The sequence below is a fragment of the Pseudomonas sp. S3E17 genome (assembly GCF_024168685.1).
Taxonomy (GTDB): Bacteria; Pseudomonadota; Gammaproteobacteria; order Pseudomonadales; family Pseudomonadaceae; genus Aquipseudomonas; species Aquipseudomonas marginalis.
Window position 1 is genome coordinate 5,332,964 of the sequence record NZ_JALJWE010000001.1, and the last position, 14,659, is coordinate 5,347,622.

Consider the following 14,659-nt stretch of genomic DNA (forward strand, 5'->3'; position numbering starts at 1 on the left):
ACGACTCACGACGAGACCCCATGGCCACTCCCAGCGCTAGCTCTTATAACGCCGACGCCATCGAAGTCCTCTCGGGCCTCGACCCGGTGCGCAAACGCCCCGGCATGTACACCGACACCAGTCGGCCGAACCACCTTGCCCAGGAAGTCATCGACAACAGCGTCGACGAAGCCTTGGCCGGGCACGCCAAGTCGGTGCACGTCATTCTTCACGCCGACCACTCCCTGGAAGTGTCCGACGATGGTCGCGGCATGCCGGTGGACATTCACCCGGAAGAGGGCGTGTCGGGCGTCGAGCTGATCCTCACCAAGCTGCACGCCGGCGGCAAGTTCTCCAACAAGAACTACCAGTTCTCCGGGGGCTTGCACGGTGTGGGTATTTCCGTGGTCAACGCCCTGTCCACGCTGGTGCGGGTCAAGGTCAAGCGCGACGGCAACGAGTACGAGATGACCTTCGCCGATGGCTACAAAGCCACCGACCTGCAGGTCATCGGTACCGTCGGCAAGCGCAATACCGGCACCAGCGTGTACTTCGCGCCGGACCCTAAGTACTTCGATTCGCCGAAATTCTCCATCAGCCGCCTCAAGCACGTGCTCAAGGCCAAGGCCGTATTGTGCCCGGGCCTGTTGGTGACCTTTGAAGACAAAGGCACTGGCGAGAAAGTCGAGTGGCATTACGAAGACGGCCTGCGCTCCTACCTGGAAGATTCCGTCAGCGATTTCGAGCGCCTGCCCAATGAGCCGTTCTGCGGCAGCCTGGCCGGCAACAAGGAAGCCGTCGACTGGGCGCTGCTGTGGTTGCCCGAAGGCGGCGACAGCGTGCAGGAAAGCTACGTCAACCTGATCCCCACCGCCCAGGGCGGCACCCACGTCAACGGCCTGCGCCAGGGCCTGCTGGATGCCATGCGCGAATTCTGCGAATACCGCAGCCTGCTGCCTCGTGGCGTGAAGCTGGCGCCGGAAGACGTGTGGGAGCGCATTGCGTTCGTGCTGTCGATGAAAATGCAGGAGCCGCAGTTCTCCGGCCAGACCAAGGAGCGCCTGTCGTCTCGCGAGGCGGCGGCGTTTGTCTCCGGTGTGGTCAAGGATGCTTTCAGCCTGTGGCTCAACGAGCACCCGGAACTGGGCCTGGCCCTGGCGGAACTGGCGATCAACAACGCCGGCCGTCGCCTCAAGGCCAGCAAGAAGGTCGAGCGCAAGCGTATTACCCAGGGCCCGGCATTGCCGGGCAAGTTGGCCGATTGCGCCGGGCAGGACCCGATGCGCTCCGAGCTGTTCCTGGTCGAAGGTGACTCCGCCGGTGGTTCCGCCAAGCAAGCGCGGGACAAGGAGTTCCAGGCGATCCTGCCGTTGCGCGGCAAGATCCTCAATACCTGGGAAGTCGATGGCAGCGAAGTCCTCGCCAGCCAGGAAGTGCACAACATCGCCGTGGCCATCGGCGTCGACCCAGGCGCAGCCGACATGAGCCAGCTGCGCTACGGCAAGATCTGCATCCTCGCCGACGCCGACTCCGACGGCCTGCACATTGCGACCCTGCTGTGCGCGTTGTTCGTGCAGCACTTCCGTCCGTTGGTGGATGCCGGTCACGTCTACGTCGCCATGCCGCCGCTGTACCGGATCGACCTGGGCAAGGAGATTTTCTACGCCCTGGACGAAGCCGAGCGCGATGGCATTCTCGACCGCCTGGTGGCCGAGAAGAAGCGTGGCAAGCCGCAGGTCACGCGATTCAAGGGCCTGGGTGAAATGAACCCGCCGCAACTGCGTGAGACCACCATGGACCCCAACACCCGGCGCCTGGTGCAGTTGACCCTGGAAGACTTCGCCGCCACCTCGGAAATGATGGACATGCTGCTGGCGAAGAAACGCGCGCCGGACCGCAAGTCCTGGCTGGAATCCAAAGGCAACCTCGCCGAGGTCCTGGGCTGATGCGCACAGGTTTCGCCCTGGCGATCCTGATGTTGAGCGGGCTGGTGGCCACTTCGGTAGTTGCCGCGCCCGTGGCTGAGCTCAAGCTGGTGTCCGAACACCCGGTGGACGGCATGCGCGGCGGGAACCTCTCGGGCCTGGCGCTATGTGGCAAGGAGCTGTGGACGGTTTCCGATCGTGATGACGACCAGATCTACCGTCTCGATACCCGTACGCCGACCTGGCAAGCCGAAGCGGTAAGCATCGATGTACCGCCGGTGCCGGAATCCGGGTTGCCCTGGGGGCTGCGTTCGCGCACTAAGGCTGCGTCGTTCATTCGCGGCGGCGACCTGGATTTCGAAGGCATCACCTGCGATGCCGCCGGCAATCGCTACATTGTCAGCGAAGCCCATGCGGCGGTGCTGCAAGTGCCGGTGAACGGTGCGCCTGAATGGTTGAAGATCGCCCCGGGCATGGTGCGTGAAGCCCGGGCCAGTGGCATGTTGCTGCACTTCAATGCGTTGTTCGAAGGCCTGGCAATCAACCCCGAGGGCAATCAGATCTGGCTGGCTGCGGAGCGTGAGCGGCGCGGCCTTATCTCCATCAAGCGCCCGCAAAGCCTGTGGGATTGCGACGGCCCTTGCGTGTTGCTGAGCGAGGCCGGCCAGGAGATGCAGCCGGCCAAGTTCGTCGGTGCCAAGGCGGTGTCCAAGGATTTCGCCGATCTGTCACTGTTCAACGGCAAGCTGTTTACCCTGGAGCGCAATGCGTTCCAGATCTGCCGGCGCGACACGGTCACGGCCAAGGTCGAGCTGTGCTGGTCGTTCGCCGACGAAACCCTGACGCCCGAGCGGCGTTACGCCCAGCCCTATGGCCTGGCCGAAGCCCTGGTGGTGGACGCAGACGGTGCCTGGCTGGGCATCGACAATAATTTCGGCCCCCGCGCCGATGGGGAAAAACGCCCCATGGTCTATCGTTTCGCCGCCCCCGCCGGCGGCTGGAGCGCCCAGCCATGAGCCGCTACTTTTTTGAATCGATCCGGCGCGGCGGCATTTCCGCTGCGCCTTACCAAACAATGATGAGGCCCGCATGAGTGACATCCTCGCAGACAGCTTAGATGGCGTAGAACGCCGGTCGCTGGCTGACTTCACCGAAAATGCCTACCTCAACTACTCCATGTACGTGATCATGGACCGTGCCTTGCCGCATATCGGCGACGGCCTCAAGCCCGTACAGCGGCGCATCATCTACGCCATGAGTGAGTTGGGCCTGGACGCCGATTCCAAGCACAAGAAGTCGGCGCGTACCGTCGGTGACGTGCTCGGTAAGTTCCACCCCCACGGCGATTCGGCGTGCTACGAAGCCATGGTGCTGATGGCCCAGCCGTTCAGCTACCGCTACACCCTCGTCGACGGCCAGGGCAACTGGGGTGCGCCGGATGATCCCAAGTCCTTCGCGGCCATGCGTTACACCGAGGCGCGCCTGTCGCGCTATTCGGAGGTGTTGCTCAGCGAACTGGGCCAGGGTACCGCGAACTGGGGACCGAACTTTGACGGCACTCTCGACGAGCCCCTGGTGTTGCCCGCACGTTTGCCGAATATCCTGCTCAATGGCACCACCGGCATCGCGGTCGGCATGGCCACCGACGTACCTCCGCATAACCTGCGCGAAGTCGCCACCGCCTGCGTACGCTTGCTGGATGAGCCCAAGGCCACGGTCGAACAGCTGTGCGAGCATATCCAGGGCCCGGATTACCCGACCGAAGCCGAAATCATCACGCCGCGCGCCGACCTGCTGAAGATGTACGAAACCGGCAAGGGCTCGGTGCGCATGCGTGCCGTGTATCACATCGAAGACGGCGACATTATCGTCACCGCCCTGCCGCACCAGGTGTCCGGTGCCAAGGTGCTGGAGCAGATTGCTGCGCTGATGCAGGCCAAGCCGTCGAAATTGCCGCAGGTCGCTGACCTGCGTGACGAGTCCGACCACGAAAACCCCTGCCGCATCGTGATCATCCCGACCAACAGCCGGGTCGACCACGAAGTGCTGATGCAACATCTGTTTGCCAGCACGGACCTGGAGTCCAGCTACCGGGTCAACGTCAACATCATCGGCCTGGACGGCAAGCCGCAGTTGAAGAACCTGCGCAACCTGCTGGTCGAGTGGCTGGAGTTCCGGATACAAACCGTACGCCGCCGCCTGCAGTTCCGCCTCGACAAGGTCGAACGGCGCCTGCACCTGTTGGACGGCTTGCTGATTGCCTACCTCAACCTGGATGAAGTGATCCACATCATCCGTACCGCCGAGCACCCGAAAGCCGAGCTGATCGCGCGCTTCGAGCTGAGCGAGATCCAGGCCGACTACATCCTCGACACCCGCTTGCGTCAGTTGGCACGCCTGGAAGAGATGAAGCTGCGCGACGAACAGGACGCGCTGCTCAAGGAGCAAGCCAAGCTGCAAGCCCTACTGGGCAGCGAAGCCAAGCTGAAGAAGCTGGTGCGCAGCGAGTTGATCAAGGACGCCGAAACCTATGGCGACGACCGCCGTTCGCCAATCGTGCAGCGTGCCGAAGCCAAGGCGCTGACAGAGACCGAACTGCTGCCGAACGAGAAAATTACCGTCGTTCTGTCGGAAAAGGGTTGGGTTCGTTCAGCCAAAGGGCATGATATTGACGCCACTGGCCTGTCGTACAAGGCCGGTGATGGCTTCAAGACTGCCGCCGCCGGGCGTTCCAACCAGTTTGCGGTGTTTATTGACTCCACCGGGCGCAGTTATTCGGTACCGGCCCATACCTTGCCATCGGCGCGGGGGCAGGGCGAGCCGTTGACCGGTCGCCTGACGCCGCCACCTGGGGCGAATTTTGAATGTGTGCTGCTGCCGGATGACGATTCGCTGTATGTGATCGCTTCCGACGCGGGCTACGGGTTCGTGGTCAAGGGTGAAGACCTGCAGGCCAAGAACAAGGCGGGCAAGGCATTGTTGAGCCTGCCGAACAACGCCAAGGTCATCCTGCCGCGTCCGGTGGAAGACCGCGAAGGCAACTGGCTGGCGTCGGTGACCACCGAAGGGCGCTTGCTGGTGTTCAAGATCAGCGATCTGCCGCAGTTGGGCAAAGGCAAGGGCAACAAGATTATTGGTATTCCCGGCGAGCGGGTGGCCAGTCGCGAAGAGTACGTGACCGACATCGCGGTGATCCCGGAAGGTGCCACCCTGGTGCTCCAGGCCGGCAAGCGCACGCTGTCCTTGCGTCCTGACGACCTCGAGCATTACAAGGGCGAGCGTGGTCGTCGCGGTAATAAACTGCCCCGCGGCTTCCAGCGTGTGGATGCTTTGCTGGTGGAGACGCCGGTTTAAGGCGTATTAGAGCCCTCGATCTACGATTTAAAGCGTAGATCGACGCTTTGGCGCTGGAGTCATGGCGCATATTCACGGATGATATGGCCTTTCCAGCGCCGGCGTGGCCGAGCGTGTTTAGGTTATTTTTAGTATTACATTGTGGTTCGCCTTGTGGCAGCCACCTGGATGGGATGATGACTGCTCCACGCGTTCCTCTATTTTTGATGCTCGCTGGCCTTTTGGGGTTGGCGGGTTGCAGCACACACCAGCCTGTGTCGCTGTACCAGCTGGACAGCGGAAGTCCAGCTCAGCCAGCCCAGACCGCTGGCATGGCCGTTTTGCTCGGGCCGGTGGTCGTCGCCGACTACCTGCAACGCGAAACCCTGCTGCAACGTCAGAACGATGGAAGCCTGCAAGGTTCCACCGATGGTCGTTGGGCAGGCAGTTTATCGTCTGACATCAACCAGCTGATGTTGCGCCAGGTGGCCGGTCAGTTGGACAGCCAGCGTGTGGTCCTGGCGCCCGCGCCAACCGGCTTCAGCCCGGATGTGCAGGTCTTGCTGACCATTACCCGGCTCGACTCCGGTAAATCGCAACCGGCGATCCTCGATGCGCAATGGCGCTTGATCGACCGTCGCGGCCAGGTGCGTGATAACCGCATCGTGCACCTGCAGGAAGAACATGCCGGCACCACCGCGTCCCAGGTTCAGGCCCAGGGCGTGCTGCTGCAGCAATTGGCGCAGCAGTTGTCGGTGGCCCTCAAGCCCCTGGCCAACCAACCTCCCATCGCCGAGGCGCCCCGTAAGTCGGCCCCGGTGCAGGCCAAGCCGGCAGAGCCGCAAAAGCCGAAGATGCCGATGGCTACGCCGATCCGTACGGATATGGAAGTGTTCAGGTTCTGATCTGAATCGAAGATAAACAAAAGGCCCGCTGATTCAGCGGGCCTTTTTGCTTATCTGCGAATGACTTGAGGCTTGTTGAGATCCAAATGTAGGAGGGGGCAAGCCCTAATGCTTTTTGTAGGAGCGAGCTTGCTCGCGAAAAACTCACAGGCGCCGCGTTCATTCAGGAACAACGCGTTATCGTTGACGTTTTTCGCGAGCAAGCTCGCTCCTACAGGAGACATTAGTCCGGCGGTGTGCTTCAGGGCTTGGAGCGGGTCTCATGCATCCGCGCCAACTGCCGTTCCAGCATCGATGGATACGGCTCCATCAACCGTTCCACGCAGCTTGCCCCCTCGGGGCTGGCAATCGGGCGGATACGCGCGCGTTGGCGGATCAGCGTGTCTTCACTGATCTTGCGCTCCACCAGCAGCAGGTTGCGGCTGTGCTGGGACAAGGCCAGTGCGTCCTGGGCGTTTTCAGTCAGCAGCAGGTCGATCTGGCTCATGCCGAACAGGTCGTCGCCCACGGTGAGGCCCAGTTGCAGTTGCAGGGTGATGCCGCTGTCGGCGACTTCGATCTGCAGTTCATGGCCCAGGGCGCGCAGCAACTCACCGCAGCAAATCGCATTGGTCAGGTAGTCTTCGCCGCTGTCTTCGCTGTGGAACAGCATCAGCGTGCTGCCGTCGTTGAGGGTGTGCAGTTCGCTCTGGTACAGCGAGGCGGCCTGGTCGAGGCAGTCGCGGTAGCGCTCCAGCAGTTCGGTCAGGCGTGCGCGGGGCAGGCGACGCAATTGGTCCTGGGCGCCCAATTGCACGGCGAGCACAGCGCTGTACTGCGGCTCGCTGCTGCGTACCGGCGCCGCCTTGGGGGCGATTGCGGGGCTGTCGGCTGACGTATCGCGCAGGTCGGCGAAGGGGTCTTCATCGTCCAGCTCGTCTTCTTCGGCCTTGAAGGTATGGCGCGGTGCAGGCTTGAGGCCCGCCACCGGCGGACGCTCGTCGAAGCCCGGGTCACGCAGGTTGCGCACTTCGAACTCGGGCTCTTCGTCGTAATCGGTGTCGTCGTATTCAGGCTCTGGCTCGACTTCGGGCACCACCGGTTCCGGGGCGAAGCTGGCGTGCAGCTGGCGGGCAAGGTCGCCGATTTCATCCTGGCGGTCGGTAGCCGGGGTGTGCTCGTCGATGTCCCGCAGCCAGATGCGCAGTTGCATGAGCGGCGTGGAGATATGCCGCCCCAGGCGCAGGCTCAGGGCCAGGGCCAATGCCAGCAGGATGGCGCTGAGGATGCCCATGCTTTGCAGGCTGATGGTCATCGGCTGCTGGAACTGCTGCATGTCGAGGCTGATACGCAGTTGGCCGGCCTTCACATCCTGAAACGTGATATTGCTCTGGTACAGGCCTTCGGCTTCGCCCAACAGGCCGTTTTTCGGGCGCTGCCCGGCTTCGGCCATGATGCGGTTGTCGACGCTGTAGATGGCGGCATGGGCCACCAGCGGGTTCTTGGTCAGGTTGTTGAGCAGCACGTTGAGGCTGAGGATGTCGTTGGACACCAGCAGCTCAGTCGCCGAAGTGGCGGTCTGCGTGGTCAGGCTCTCGCCCAGGGCGTCGGCCTGCTCGTGCATGGCCTGCTTGAATTGCAAACCCATCACGCAGGCGTAGATCACCAGGGCCAATGCGACCAGGATCACGTTATGGCTGGCGATGCGTAATGCGATCGGTACACGGCGGTGGCGCAGTGCCCGGAAGATCAGCAGGAAGAAGTTGTCGGTTTTTACTGGCGTGGGCCGGTTCACTTGAGCTCGGCTCTTGGTCCGTGAAGTTGACGCGCAGTATAGCGACAGGCCCCAGACCGGCAAAGCGCTGGCTGTGCCCGATGGTCACTGAAAGTGGGTAGAATGCGGTTTTTTTCCAGCCTGGGGGTGCGCCTTGCGCGAAATTGTCCTGATTAACATCACTGGTGAAGACCGCCCAGGTCTTACCGCAGCCATTACCGGCGTTCTGGCCCAGGGTGGTGTGAACATTCTCGACATCGGCCAGGCGGTGATCCACGACACGTTGTCGTTCGGTATCCTGGTGGAAATCCCCAGCACCGAGCAGGCCTCATCGGTGCTCAAGGACATCCTGTTTACGGCGTATAAGCTGGATCAGCAGGTGCGTTTCACCCCGGTGTCCGAAGCGGATTACCAGCAGTGGGTGGCCGGCCAGGGCAAGAAGCGCCATATCGTGACGCTGCTGACCCGCAAGGTCACCGCCGAACAGCTGCAGCGCGTCAGCTCCATTACCGCGCAGTATGGTTTGAACATCGACCATATCGACCGTCTGTCGGGCCGCATGCCATTGGACACCCCGGCCGACAAGGGCAAGGGCTGCATCGAGTTCTCCGTGCGCGGTGAGCCGGCCGACCCGCAAGCCCTGCGCGCCGAATTCCTCAGCGTGGCCCAGGAGCTGAATGTCGATATCGCCTTCCAGGAAGATTCGCTGTTCCGCCGCAACCGCCGCCTGGCGGTGTTCGACATGGACTCCACGCTGATCGAGGCCGAAGTTATCGACGAGTTGGCCAAGGCGGCCGGCGTGGGTGAGCAGGTTTCCGAAATCACCGAGCGCGCCATGGCCGGGGAATTGGATTTTCGCGCCAGCTTCAAGGAGCGCCTGGCTTTGCTCAAGGGCCTGGATGTCAGCGTGCTGGACTCCATCGGCGCGTCGCTGCGCCTGACCGAAGGCGCCGAAACCCTGTTTGCCGAACTCAAGCGCCTGGGCTACAAGACGGCAATCCTGTCGGGTGGCTTCACCTACTTCGCCAAGCAATTGCAGGCCAAGCTGGGCATCGACTATGTGTTCGCCAACGAATTGGAAGTGGTGGATGGCAAGGTGACCGGCGTCGCGGTTGAGCCGATTGTCGATGCGCAGCGCAAGGCGGACCTGCTGAAGGAGCTGGCCCACAAGGAAGGTTTGCGTCTGGAGCAGACCATCGCGGTCGGTGATGGCGCCAACGACCTGCCGATGCTGGCAATTGCCGGTTTGGGTGTGGCATTCCGTGCCAAGCCATTGGTCAAGCAATCGGCCAAGCAGGCGATTTCTACCCTGGGGTTGGATGGCGTGCTGTATCTGCTGGGTTTTCGCGACCGCGACGGTCAGTTGTAACTGACTAAATGTGGGAGGGAGCAAACCCCCTCCCACATTGGGTTCGGCGTCAGGCTTTAGGTAAAGCGATGCCTTGGCCCATCTGCACCGGCGAACCCGCCACCAGTTCTTCAGCCCACTTCACCTGATCCGGCCCGAACAGCACGATCGCAGTGGAGCCCAACTTGAAGCGACCCAGTTCCGCACCCTTCTCCAGGTGAATCGGCGCGCGGGCAGCTTCGTCATAGCGGAAGGTTTTCAGCTCGCGCTTCGGCGGAGTCACCAGGCCGGCCCATACGGTTTCAATCGACGCCACAATCATCGCACCGACCAATACCACGGCCATCGGGCCGCGTTCGGTGTCGAACAGGCAGACAACGCGCTCGTTACGCGCGAACAACTCCGGCACGTTTTCGGCGGTGGTCTGGTTCACCGAGAAAATCCGCCCAGGCACGTAGACCATTTCACGCAGGGTACCGGCCAGAGGCATATGTACACGGTGGTAGTCCTTCGGCGACAGGTAGATGGTGGCGAAATCGCCGCCCATGAACGGCGCAGCGACCGCTGCATCGCCGCCCAACAGTTCCAGCACGCTGAAGCTGTGGCCTTTGGCCTGGAACACACGACCGTGCTCGATGGGGCCAAGCTGGCTGACTGCGCCATCGGCTGGGCTCAATACTGCGCCAGGGGTCTGGTCCAGTGGGCGGGCACCGTCTTTCAGGGCGCGGGTGAAGAAGGCGTTGAAGTGCTCGTAAGCGGTCACGTCTTCTACCAGGGCCTGGGACATGTCCACTTGATAGCGCTTGGCGAACCATGTGGTGAAGGCATTCTTGAACCAGCGCACGCGGCACTCGGCGATGCAGCCGGCCAACCGCGACAGCAGGTGGTGCGGCAGCAGGTACTGGCTGAGAATAAACAACTGCTTTTTCATTGACTGTCCTTAAACCTTAAATCTCGACGGGGGTGTCGGGGTGGTTGCCCCATTCGCCCCAGGAACCGGCATAACCTTTGACTCGCGGATAACCGAGCGCCTTGGCCACCAGGTAGGTGAAGCCAGAGCGATGATGAGTCTGGCAGTGGGTGATGATTTCTTTGTCTTTGGTCAGCCCGAGGTCTTCGAGGATCTGCGGCATGTCGCGGCGAATGCGCAGGTTGCGCGCCTTGTCCATGCCGGCGGTCCACTCGAAATTCACCGCGCCGGGGATGTGGCCGCCTTTGGCTGCGAGGACTTTCTCGCCGGAGTATTCCAGCGGGCCACGGGCATCCCAGATGCCCAGGTCGGCAGCCCCAAGACGGCTTTGCAGGTATTCGCGGGTGGCGGTGGGGCCATCGTGCAGCGTAAGGCTGACCGGGCCGCCGGCCGGGGCGCGCACGTCGGTGGAGAGCGGGTGTTTGCCCTCCAGCCACGCCAGCAGGCCGCCATCCAGGTAGTGGTATTTCTGGTGGCCGATCACATCGAGCATCCAGATGAAACGCCCGGCCCAGCCCCCGCCTTCGTCGTCATAGACCACGTAGGTAGCGTCGGGCGTGTGGCCCAGTTCGCCGAACAGTTTCTCAAGCTCGGCCTTGCCGGGCAGCAGGCCAGGTGCCGGCGCCTGGCCCAGTTGGGTGCGCTTGGGGTCAACGAAATGCGCGCCGGGGATGTGCCCTTCGGCGTAGCGGGCGGCACTGGTGAGGTCCACCAGAATCAGGTGTTCGGCATCCAGTTGAGCGAGCAGGTCACTGGACTCGATCACCAGCGGCAAGCCAGAGAAGTCAGGCATGTGAGGTCTCCTGGGCACAAATGTTGGCGTTTAAAGGACGGCGATTGTAGCGCAAGCATCAAGCGCTGCGGTTGGTAAAGCTGTGCAGGGCTTTCTCGATGCATTGGGCGGTTTTGCCGAAGGCCTGCACGGTGGTTTCCGAGAAAGGCCCGCCGCCCTGGTCGGCGATCATCACCATCACCACGCGCCCGTTGCAGCTCATGGACCGCAACAACAGGTGCTCGCCGCTGAACAAGCGGCGCAGGATCGGTGGCAGCAGTGCCGAGAACTGGGCGTGGTTTTCCGGTGTGAGGCGCACCTGAGCGGACTTTTCCAGCAGGCGCTGCAGCAGCGTGCTGTTGACCACATCCAGGCTCAGGTTGGCGGCGTCCTTCGGCAGGCCGTCGGCCTGATGTACGCGCAAGGTGCTCAGGGCACGATCGGCCATGAACAGCATGACGCGCTGCATGCCGCTGGCCACCAGGGCTTCCTTGGCGCACGTGGTCAAATGCATGGCGTTGGCAAAGCGGCTCGGCTCTACCAGCAGTTCGGTACAACGCTTGCGCCAGACAGCCAGGGCTTCGGCGGTGGGCGGTGGCGCGGGCAGCAGGCCGCGATGAATCTTGTGCACATGCCACGGCCAGATCAGCGACAGCGCCGGGTGCCAGAGGTCGGGCATCAAGGTGTCGCGGGCACTGGTGACGGCTTGCTGGTGCACCTGTTGCTGCACTTCGCTCAGGGGCTGTTGCAGGTACAGCGCGGTGAGGTATTGCCAGCGCAGGGTGTGCGGGCAGGTCCAGGATTCCTGGGCCGACATCGCCAGGCCGTTGGCCAGCAGCACTGTATTGGCCGGCTGATTCAACCAGCGGCGCAGGTTTGGGTCGGCGTCGAGCAGTTGCTGGTGACGAAGAGGGTCGTCTTCGCGGGCGATGTGCAGGGCCTTGACCAGTAAGCGCTGCTCGGTCCGCAGCAAGGTATACCCCTGGGATACCCAGATCGGCAGGTGCCAGGTCTCGGTCAGGCCGAGGCACAGGTCCAGCAGGCGCACGCCGAACAATGCCTGTTCGACCTTGCGTGCCGACTCGCCCTTGTGGATGACCCGCAGTTCCCATTCTTCCAGGAGCTTGGGGTAGGCAACGGCCATCGGCCACAGCGGTGAAAGAAACAGCAGGCTGCCCCAATGAATGTCCTGCCACAGCCGCGCCAGGCGGCTGCCGAACAATCCATTGGCTTGTTGCGAGGCGTGCTGGCTGACCAGCAGCAACTGGCGCAGCGCTACGGGAATTTCAGGGGCCGGCACTGACGGCAGGCGTGCCAGCAGTTCCTCGGCGCGTTTGAGGCCCAGGCGGTTAAGCGCCACTTCGAGGTTTTCCGCCGGCGCCGTCAGGCTGCCATGGGTGTGGCTGTTGGCCTCGCGCATGACACTGAGTACGAGGGCCGGGCTGTTTTGCATCAGCTCGGCAATATCCCGCAACGAACTGCGGCTATCGCGGATGGCTTTGCACACGCGGTCATGGCTGGCCTGTGGAACAGGCAGCAGCACTTCGTCCAGGCGCTTGATCCAAGCGGCTAGAGAAGCAGGTTTTGCAGTTGGGACTGTCGTTTCATTAGCCATGATTGGGGCGCGATCATCACTTGCGGTCAACACACCCGGAGCGGGCCGAACTGGCTTTTCGCCTTAACGGGCTATAGTCTGGCGCAGTTTTGCCGATAAGTAGAACAAGAGTTTTCCAGTTCCCCCAAATATGTCCATGAACCCGACGGCGCAAGTACTCATCTCCTATGGCTAAAATTATCGGCATTATCGTCGTCTTCGCGAGCGTGCTCGGCGGCTACGTCCTGTCCCACGGTAAAATTGCGGCACTGATCCAGCCTTTCGAGGTGATGATTATCGGTGGTGCGGCACTGGGCGCCTTCCTGCAGGCGAACCCCGGCTACATGACCATGCACGTGATCAAGAAGTCGCTGAGCATGTTCGGTTCGCGCTTCACCCACACGTTCTACCTGGAAGTGCTGGGCCTGGTTTACGAGATCCTCAACAAGAGCCGCCGCGAAGGCATGATGGCCATCGAGGCCGACATCGAAGACGCCGCGGCCAGCCCGATTTTCGCCAAGTACCCGGCCGTGCTCAAAGATGAGCGCATGACCGCCTACATCTGCGACTACCTGCGCATCATGTCCTCCGGCAACATGGCTCCCCATGAGCTTGAAGGCCTGTTCGACATGGAATTGTTCAGCCTCAAGGAAGAATTGGAGCATCCTTCCCATGCCGTGACCGGTGTGGCCGACGGCATGCCCGGCTTCGGTATCGTCGCGGCGGTACTGGGTATCGTGGTAACCATGGCTTCCCTGGGGGAAGGTGACCAGGCGGCTATCGGCATGCACGTAGGTGCGGCGCTGGTGGGTACCTTCTTCGGTATTCTCGCGGCCTACGGCTTCTTCGGCCCGCTGGCGACCTCCCTGGCCCACGACGCCAAGGAAGAAATCAACCTGTACGAATCGATCAAGGCCAGCCTGGTGGCGTCCGCTTCCGGCATGCCGCCTTCGTTGGCGGTGGAGTTCGGTCGCAAGGTGCTGTACCCGAAGCATCGCCCAAGTTTCGCCGAGCTGGAACAAGCGGTTCGCGGTCGCTAAGCCATGGAAAACAACCAGCCGATAATCATCAAGCGCGTCAAGCGCTTCGCTGCGGGGCACCACGGCGGCGCCTGGAAAATCGCTTTCGCCGACTTTGCCACGGCGATGATGGCGTTCTTCCTGGTGCTGTGGCTGATGTCCACCGCCACGCCCGAACAGAAGATTGCCATTGCCGGCTACTTCAAAGACCCGATTGGCTTCTCGGAAAGCGGCACGCCCTTTGTGATCGACCTGGGCGGTTCGCCGCAGTTGGCGCCTGAGCGCACCATCAACCCGGAAGTCAAGACCGAAGCACCGCAGGAAAAAATCCCGATCGAGCGCGATACCGTCGAAGCCATGGCCGAGCAGGTCGAGCAGGAACGTCTTGAGCTGTTGCTGCAAGAGTTGCAGAACAAGGTCGAGGAAAACCCGCAACTGCTGAAGTTCAAGGACCAGATTTCGTTCGAGATCACCCCGGATGGCTTGCGTATCCAGATCACCGACGCCGCCAACCGGCCGATGTTCGACTCTGGCAGCGCGCGTTTGAAACCGTACTTTGAAGACATCCTGCTGGCCATGGCCGACACCATCAAGGCGGTGCCGAACAAGATCAGCATCAGCGGCCACACCGATGCCAAGCCTTACGCGGGCCAGGGTGACTTCGGCAACTGGGAGCTTTCCGCCAACCGTGCCAACGCCGCGCGTCGTGCGCTGGTGGCCGGCAGCTATCCCGACCCGCAAGTGGCGCGGGTGGTGGGGTTTGCGTCCTCGCAGCTGTTTGATCCCAAGGATCCGTTCAACCCGATCAACCGTCGCATCGATATCGTCGTGCTGACCAAAAAGGCTCAGCGTGCGATTGAAGGTGACCAGCCTGTACCACCACCGGTCCCAACCTCAGGGGCGGGTGCGCCAGGTGAAGTCCCGGCCGACCCGAACGCCATTCCGCCCGGCCAGGAGCCATTGCCGGCCCATGAGCTGCGGCAGAAGCTGAACCTGTTTGATGATGGTGGGGTGAAAGACCCTACGGTACCTGCGACAGGTTCATAAGCCATAAACAACAA

At 62.1% G+C, this 14,659-nt stretch carries 11 protein-coding genes; 7 read left to right on the forward strand and 4 right to left on the reverse strand.

The window, feature by feature from the left end; genetic code table 11:
* The first annotated feature begins 20 nt into the window (after positions 1 to 20).
* The 4 genes from parE to J3D60_RS24050 all read left to right on the forward strand — a co-directional run bounded on the left by parE (position 21) and on the right by J3D60_RS24050 (position 6,142).
* Entirely contained in the window at positions 21 to 1,925 is a 1,905-nt protein-coding gene (gene parE / locus J3D60_RS24035) for a DNA topoisomerase IV subunit B (protein WP_027604917.1), read from the forward strand.
* Positions 1,925 to 2,920, forward strand: a complete 996-nt coding sequence (locus tag J3D60_RS24040; RefSeq protein ID WP_253493049.1) for an esterase-like activity of phytase family protein — start codon at positions 1,925 to 1,927, stop codon at positions 2,918 to 2,920. The genes parE and J3D60_RS24040 overlap by 1 nt, the downstream gene beginning before the upstream one ends.
* 73 nt (positions 2,921 to 2,993) lie before the next feature.
* Positions 2,994 to 5,258 (forward strand): DNA topoisomerase IV subunit A, encoded by a 2,265-nt coding sequence (parC, locus tag J3D60_RS24045; RefSeq protein WP_253493051.1) that lies wholly within the window; start codon positions 2,994 to 2,996, stop codon positions 5,256 to 5,258.
* Between the two features lie 173 nt (positions 5,259 to 5,431).
* Positions 5,432 to 6,142 carry a membrane integrity-associated transporter subunit PqiC gene (locus J3D60_RS24050; RefSeq protein WP_027604914.1) on the forward strand — a complete coding sequence of 237 codons (711 nt, stop codon included), beginning with the start codon at positions 5,432 to 5,434 and terminating at the stop codon, positions 6,140 to 6,142.
* A 241-nt stretch (positions 6,143 to 6,383) separates the two neighbouring features.
* On the opposite strand, the gene J3D60_RS24055 is transcribed toward J3D60_RS24050, so the two are convergent.
* A complete protein-coding gene (locus tag J3D60_RS24055; RefSeq protein WP_253493052.1) occupies positions 6,384 to 7,916 on the reverse strand; it encodes an AhpA/YtjB family protein in 1,533 nt (510 codons plus the stop codon).
* 133 nt (positions 7,917 to 8,049) lie between these two features.
* Between J3D60_RS24055 and serB the strand changes: the two genes are divergently transcribed.
* Positions 8,050 to 9,264 carry a phosphoserine phosphatase SerB gene (serB, locus tag J3D60_RS24060; protein ID WP_027604912.1) on the forward strand — a complete coding sequence of 405 codons (1,215 nt, stop codon included), beginning with the start codon at positions 8,050 to 8,052 and terminating at the stop codon, positions 9,262 to 9,264.
* A gap of 49 nt (positions 9,265 to 9,313) precedes the next feature.
* On the opposite strand, the gene asd is transcribed toward serB, so the two are convergent.
* The 3 genes from asd to J3D60_RS24075 are packed head-to-tail and all read right to left on the reverse strand — an operon-like array spanning position 9,314 to position 12,600.
* Entirely contained in the window at positions 9,314 to 10,174 is an 861-nt protein-coding gene (gene asd, locus J3D60_RS24065) for an archaetidylserine decarboxylase (protein WP_003171334.1), read from the reverse strand.
* A 16-nt stretch (positions 10,175 to 10,190) separates the two neighbouring features.
* Entirely contained in the window at positions 10,191 to 11,006 is an 816-nt protein-coding gene (locus tag J3D60_RS24070; RefSeq protein WP_253493054.1) for a rhodanese-like domain-containing protein, read from the reverse strand.
* 58 nt (positions 11,007 to 11,064) lie between these two features.
* Complete coding sequence (locus J3D60_RS24075) at positions 11,065 to 12,600, reverse strand: HDOD domain-containing protein (protein ID WP_253493056.1); 1,536 nt, start codon at positions 12,598 to 12,600, stop codon at positions 11,065 to 11,067.
* Positions 12,601 to 12,767: 167 nt separating this feature from the next.
* On the opposite strand from J3D60_RS24075, the gene motA reads away from it, so the two are divergent.
* Both motA and motB read left to right on the forward strand, forming a co-directional pair.
* Positions 12,768 to 13,619: a flagellar motor stator protein MotA gene (gene motA, locus J3D60_RS24080; RefSeq protein WP_003171338.1), complete on the forward strand. Its 852-nt coding sequence runs from the start codon at positions 12,768 to 12,770 to the stop codon at positions 13,617 to 13,619.
* A gap of 3 nt (positions 13,620 to 13,622) precedes the next feature.
* The gene (gene motB, locus J3D60_RS24085) at positions 13,623 to 14,645 is read left to right on the forward strand and encodes a flagellar motor protein MotB (RefSeq protein ID WP_065940869.1); all 1,023 of its coding nucleotides are present in this window, start codon (positions 13,623 to 13,625) and stop codon (positions 14,643 to 14,645) included.
* Positions 14,646 to 14,659 lie beyond the last annotated feature (14 nt).

Excerpts from the sequence above, each read along its gene's own strand:
- motA (WP_003171338.1), top strand. The coding sequence starts at position 12,768 with ATGGCTAAAATTATCGGCATTATCGTCGTCTTCGCGAGCGTGCTCGGC.
- asd (WP_003171334.1), bottom strand. The coding sequence starts at position 10,174 with ATGAAAAAGCAGTTGTTTATTCTCAGCCAGTACCTGCTGCCGCACCAC.
- J3D60_RS24075 (WP_253493056.1), bottom strand. The coding sequence starts at position 12,600 with ATGGCTAATGAAACGACAGTCCCAACTGCAAAACCTGCTTCTCTAGCC.
- parC (WP_253493051.1), top strand. The coding sequence starts at position 2,994 with ATGAGTGACATCCTCGCAGACAGCTTAGATGGCGTAGAACGCCGGTCG.
- J3D60_RS24040 (WP_253493049.1), top strand. The coding sequence starts at position 1,925 with ATGCGCACAGGTTTCGCCCTGGCGATCCTGATGTTGAGCGGGCTGGTG.
- J3D60_RS24050 (WP_027604914.1), top strand. The coding sequence starts at position 5,432 with ATGATGACTGCTCCACGCGTTCCTCTATTTTTGATGCTCGCTGGCCTT.
- J3D60_RS24070 (WP_253493054.1), bottom strand. The coding sequence starts at position 11,006 with ATGCCTGACTTCTCTGGCTTGCCGCTGGTGATCGAGTCCAGTGACCTG.
- parE (WP_027604917.1), top strand. The coding sequence starts at position 21 with ATGGCCACTCCCAGCGCTAGCTCTTATAACGCCGACGCCATCGAAGTC.
- motB (WP_065940869.1), top strand. The coding sequence starts at position 13,623 with ATGGAAAACAACCAGCCGATAATCATCAAGCGCGTCAAGCGCTTCGCT.